Origin of the sequence: Rhodococcus sp. 7Tela_A2 (assembly GCF_049311045.1) — a bacterium.
Taxonomy (GTDB): domain Bacteria; phylum Actinomycetota; class Actinomycetes; order Mycobacteriales; family Mycobacteriaceae; genus Rhodococcus.
Genome location: NZ_JAXION010000180.1, coordinates 1 through 5,409, shown reverse-complemented (window position 1 = coordinate 5,409; position 5,409 = coordinate 1). Strand labels below are relative to the sequence as shown.

The window sequence follows — 5,409 nt, the reverse complement described above, 5'->3', positions numbered from 1 at the left end:
CTCGGGACCGAAGGAGACGAGGACAGGATCTCGATCCCGGCACCCGACGGCGCCGCGACCCTCACCGAGGCTCTTCGGCGCCTCGAACCGCGCGCCGTGGACCTCGCAGCTATCGGGCTGCGGCGGCCTGCGCGCGCCGACGGGTCCCGGCGCCGCCCCGCACCCCCCGCGCCGCCCGTCCCGGGGGAGGCGCCGGCGGCCCCGTCCGCCGGAGAACGACCGGAGGCGGCGGTGGCGGGGGAACTACCGTGACGACACGCACCGATCGGGCGCCGCTCCCCGACCCTCCGTCGACCGGCTCGTCCACTCCGGGTTCGGGCGACAGCCCCGGCGGAGACCACCGCCGGATCGCGCCCGCCGCCTCGAAGCAATGGTGGGTGCTGACCACGCGCGCGCTGCGGACGATGGCGCGCAACGGCGAACTCGTGGTCGCGGTGATAGCGCCGGTCGTCTTCGGACTCGGGTTCTACCTACCTCTCAAGTTCGTGATGCAGCTCCAGGGCATCGACTACGCGCAGTTCCTGATGCCGATCATCGTGTTGCAGTCCATGGCGTTCACCGCGATCTCCGCGGCTCAGCTTGCTGCGTCGGAGGCATCGACCGGACTGACGACACGAATGCAGACGATGCCGGTGGTGGCTGGGATACCGATGCTGGCCAGATTGGCGGCCGGGACGGTCCGGTCGGTCGTGTCGCTGGTTGCGGCCATCGGATTCGGCTACGCGATCGGTTTCCGGTTCTCGGCGGGATTCGGCCAGGCGGCCTTGTTCTGCGCGACCGCACTCGCCATCAGTGTTCTGCTGTGCCTGGGCGCCGACGCGATCGGAAGCCTGTCCAAGAGCCCGGAGGCGACGTCTCAGGCGCTGACACTCCCGCAACTGATCCTCGGGATGCTCTCGTGCGGATTCGTGCCCGAGAGTGGCTTTCCCGAATGGATCAGGCCGTTCGTCCGCAACCAGCCCATCTCGCAGTTCTCCTTCGCGATGCGCGACATGGCGCAGGACGGCGTGACATGGGAAGTCTTCAGGCCGAGTGCGTTCTGGATGATCGGGCTCGCTGTGGTCTGTCTTCCGGCAGCTCTCTGGGCCACGACGAGGAGGGGGTGAGCGAATGAGCGACACCGTCGAATCACGCCCGAACGGCACGGTTGTGTACCCGGCAGCCGACCATGCGCGGGACGAGAACTCTCTCCCCGCGTTGTGGGAGCACAGCCGGTTGCAGTGCGGGCGCCTCCTGCTGCGGTGGGCGCGCGATCCGGTAACTCTGATCCAGGCGTTGATCTACCCGGCGCTGACGCTGGTGATGTTCCGGATCGTGCTCGGGGACAGCATCACCGCCGCGACCGGGCAATCGTCGATCTTCGGTACCGTTCCCATGATCGTGCTGGTGGGCGCGATGTTCGGGTCGGTGGTGAGCGCGGTCGGGCTGCGCGCCGAGCGCGACTCCGGACTGCTGGGACGCTTCTACACCCTGCCGATCCATCGTTCGGCCGGCCTCGTGGGCCGCCTCATGGCAGAGACGATACGAGTCTTCGTGACCTCGCTCGTGATCGTCGCCGCGGGGATGGTGATGGGTTTTCGGTTCACCCAGGGCCTCGGCGCTTCCGTCCTGCTTTTCGTGGTGCCGCTGATCTTCGGTATCGGCTTCGCGATGATGGTGACGGTGCTGGCAACCGTTCCCGGACGAATTCCCCTGGTGGAACTGGTGTCGATCGTCTGCACGATGCTCATGTTCTTCAACTCGGGATTCGTGCCGGTGATGGCATACCCGACCTGGCTCCAGCCGATCGTGGCCAACCAGCCGATGTCGTGCGCAATCGACACGATGCGCGCGCTGGCGATCGGCGGCCCGGTGGCCGAACCGTTCGTGAAAACGCTTGCGTGGTCGCTCGGAACCGTGGCGGTGTTCCTCGTTCCGGCGATCAGAGGGTACCGGCGCGCGGCGCAGAACGGCTGACGAACCGGGCAGTCCAGGCGGCAGAAAGCAGTGAAGCCTCTCCCACAGGGGGGAGAGGCTTCACGCGTTCACGGTCGTTGTCAGAGGCCGAGGGCCTTCTGCAGTACGGGCCACGAATCCTTCAGGTCGTCCTGCCAGTACTTCCACGAATGAGTGCCGGAGTCACGGAAGTTGTAGGTCGCGGGGATGTCCAGCTCGTCGAGCCGGTCACGAAGATTGTGAGTGCAGTAATTCGTCGCGGCTTCGATGACACCGCCCACGACCACCTGATTGGCGAGAATCTCCACCTTGCCGTCGATCTCCGGGCCGTAGAGGGTGTCGTACTGTCCGGGCAGTCCGTTGCCGTTGGAGATATAGAGCTCGAGACCCCGAAGTTTCTCGGCGTTGACGTACGGGTCCTTCTCCACCCAGGTCGGATCGTCGGTTTCACCCCACATATTGCGAGTGTCGCCCCCGCCCCACACCTCGGTGGTGATCTTGACGAACTCCTGCCCGATCGGATCGGAGGTCTGCGCACATCCGCTGTAGGCGGCCACACCCTTGTAGAGACCCCCGCCCGCGATCGCGAGCTGGAGCACCGAGGTACCCGATGAGGACAAACCGGCGATCGCGTTCACACCGTTGGTTCCCAGCGCCGCATCGATCAGCGGAGGAACCTCCTTGGTCAGGAAGGTCTCCCATTTGTTCACGCCGAGGGCCGGGTCCTCCTGATTCCAGTCGGTGTAGTAGCTCCACTTACCACCGACCGGCGAGACGACGTTGAGATTCTTGTCCTTGAAGAAGTCGATGGCGTCGGTACGGTAACGCCACGTCGCGCTGTCTTCTCCGCCACCGGCACCGTTGAGCAGGTACAGCGTGGGGCGCGGTTCACTGATGTCTGCCGGACGCCATACGTCGAGCAGGATTTCCTTGTCCATCGAGGCCGAGTAAACGTAGACCAGCAACTGCTGCTCGTCGTACTTTTCGATGCGGCTGATGTGCGATCCGTTCTCGCTCGTCACCGACTCGAGCGGCTGCAGGGTGTCCGCGACCGGATCAGCCGCTGCCGGGGAGACCAGCAGAGCGGAAGAGAACAACGCGCATGCTGCGCCTGCAGTCAGGACGCGAAGTCGTCCGGATCCTCGTCTCGGATGCTTCATACGGTTCTTTCACCTTTTTCGGGTTGGACAGCGTGGTCGACATCAACGGCGCCTCGTCCGAGGCGAGTACGAACGGAACGTACCCGATCGCAGCCTACGTACAGTTACATGCGTCGCATTCCAGCGGCAACTTGTTACACCACATTCCGTTTGAGGTAGTGGTCGAGCACGGGGCCGATCTCCGCGAGCGCCTCCGTCGAGGTCATGTCGTCGTGGCTGAAGTCGATCGGTACATCGGTGACATGTCCGGTCACGAGGTGAGCCCACCGCTTCGCCGCTCCGTGCCGGGCGGGCGGATGGTTGGCTGCACTGAAATACAGGATGTCACCGTCGAACGTTCCCGGGAGATGCGATGCGATCAGTTGTCCCGATCGGACGGCGCTTCGGTACAAGTTGCGGAAACGCTCGAGGGTGAGCGCGCTGAGCGCAGTCACGTCCTGTGCCATCGTGTCCCAGAGTCTTCGGATGTGTTCGTCGGACAGGGCAGCCACATCGTCCGAGTCCTCGAGCATCACGCCGATCTGTGCGAGGTTGGCGCGAATGGCACGGCGGAACTCCGCTGCCTCGAGATCCCAGTGGCTGTCCAGCATCACGAGGCTTTCCACGAACTCGCCCTGCTTCTGCAACTTCACGGCGACTTCGTGTGCCACCACTCCTCCGAGCGACCATCCCATCAGGTTGTACGGTCCCTCGGGCTGCGCCGTCCTGATCTCCCGGAGATAGTCGTCCGCCATCTCCGCGATGGTTCCGGGAAGGTAGTCGTTGTCCGACAGTGCGCGCGTCTGTATCCCGTACAGGGGCCGATCGTCCACGAATCCGGTCAGGCCCGAGTAGGTCCACGCGAGTCCGTACATCGAATGGATGCAGAACAACGGGTTTCCGGAACCGTGCGTACGGAACGGCAGCAGAACCTGTACGGCGCCGTCCGTGAGCGGATCGAAGTCCTCCTCGCTCCCGGCATCGGTTTCGATGCGGTGCGCGAGTGCAGCTACCGAGGAGTCGGTGAACAACCACTGGACCCGAACTTCGACCCCCGTCTCCTTCTGCAGCCGGCTGGCGACCTGCGTCGCGACCAGGGAGTTGCCTCCGAGGGCGAAGAAGTTGTCGTCGAGACCGACACGCTCGAGGCTCAACACGTCCGCAAACGTCGACGCCACACTCTGTTCGACGGTTGTCTGCGGCGCCCGGAACTCGCGAGCTTCGAAGGTAGGGGAAGGCAACGCCTTGCGGTCCAACTTGCCCGACGAACCCAACGGCAACTCATCGAGCACCATCAAGACCGACGGCACCATATACGCGGGCAACAACCCCGAGACAAACCCCGCCAACTCGTCACGATCCACCGTGTCGCCCGCAACAGGCACCACATAACCCACCAGCTGATCCCCGAGATCAAAGGCCGACACCACCACCACAGCGTGAGCGATCGACTCGTGCGACACCAACGCCGCCTCGATCTCACCGAGCTCGATCCGCAACCCCCGCAACTTCACCTGAAAATCGGTACGACCGATGTACTCCAACTCCCCATCAGCAGACCACCGCACCAGATCACCCGTGCGATACAACCGCTCACCCACACCGAACGGCGACGCCACAAAACGCTCCGCCGACAAATCCGGCCGCCCCACATACCCACGAGCCAACTGCACACCCGACAGATACAACTCACCCGCCACACCCACCGGCACCGGCGCCAGTCGGCTGTCGAGCACAAACACCTGCGTATTCCACACCGGCGCACCGATCGGAACCGACACGGTATCGGCCGAGGTCACCTCGTGGAACGTCACATCCACCGCGGCCTCGGTCGGACCATACAAATTGTGCACCGCAGCATTCGGAAGCATCGCACGCGTCCGCGCCGCCAACGACGGCGACAACGCCTCACCCGAAGCAAACACGTAGCGCAGACCCGACAGATCCGAGACCCCGGCCTCGGTTACGAACACCGCCAACATCGACGGCACAAAATGCGCCACCGACACCGAACGCTCGGCCATCACCGTCGCCAGATAGGCCGGATCCCGATGACCGTCCGGAGCAGCCATCACCAACCGCGCACCCACACCCAACGGCCAGAAAAACTCCCACACCGACACATCGAACGTAAACGGCGTCTTCTGCAACACCACATCATCTCGGGTGAGCGAGTATTCGTGCTGCATCCACTCGAGACGATTGACAATCGCCCCATGCGAGACCGCCACACCCTTCGGCCGGCCCGTCGACCCCGACGTGAAAATCACATACGCCGTATTCGACGGCCGCACCGGCGCAATCCGCTCCGCATCCGACACCGGACCGGCCGCAA

The 5,409-nt window shown here is 64.3% G+C and carries 4 protein-coding genes and 1 pseudogene; 3 read left to right on the top strand and 2 right to left on the bottom strand.

Annotation, left to right across the window (positions count from 1 at the left end; translation table 11 throughout):
* The 3 genes and pseudogenes from TVH25_RS20610 to TVH25_RS20600 form a co-directional block, all read left to right on the top strand.
* Positions 1–252, top strand: a pseudogene (locus TVH25_RS20610) (daunorubicin/doxorubicin resistance ABC transporter ATP-binding protein DrrA); the annotation flags it as partial.
* A complete protein-coding gene (locus tag TVH25_RS20605) occupies positions 249–1,106 on the top strand; it encodes an ABC transporter permease (RefSeq protein ID WP_422425363.1) in 858 nt (285 codons plus the stop codon). The pseudogene TVH25_RS20610 and the gene TVH25_RS20605, both read left to right, overlap by 4 nt.
* Positions 1,107–1,110: 4 nt before the next feature.
* The gene (locus TVH25_RS20600) at positions 1,111–1,956 is read left to right on the top strand and encodes an ABC transporter permease (RefSeq protein WP_169619976.1); all 846 of its coding nucleotides are present in this window, start codon (positions 1,111–1,113) and stop codon (positions 1,954–1,956) included.
* An 80-nt stretch (positions 1,957–2,036) separates the two neighbouring features.
* On the opposite strand, the gene TVH25_RS20595 is transcribed toward TVH25_RS20600, so the two are convergent.
* Positions 2,037–3,095 carry an alpha/beta hydrolase gene (locus TVH25_RS20595; protein ID WP_422425362.1) on the bottom strand — a complete coding sequence of 353 codons (1,059 nt, stop codon included), beginning with the start codon at positions 3,093–3,095 and terminating at the stop codon, positions 2,037–2,039.
* Between the two features lie 134 nt (positions 3,096–3,229).
* Positions 3,230–5,409, bottom strand: a 2,180-nt coding sequence (locus TVH25_RS20590) for an amino acid adenylation domain-containing protein (RefSeq protein ID WP_422425361.1), incomplete at its 5' end; no start/stop codon positions are given.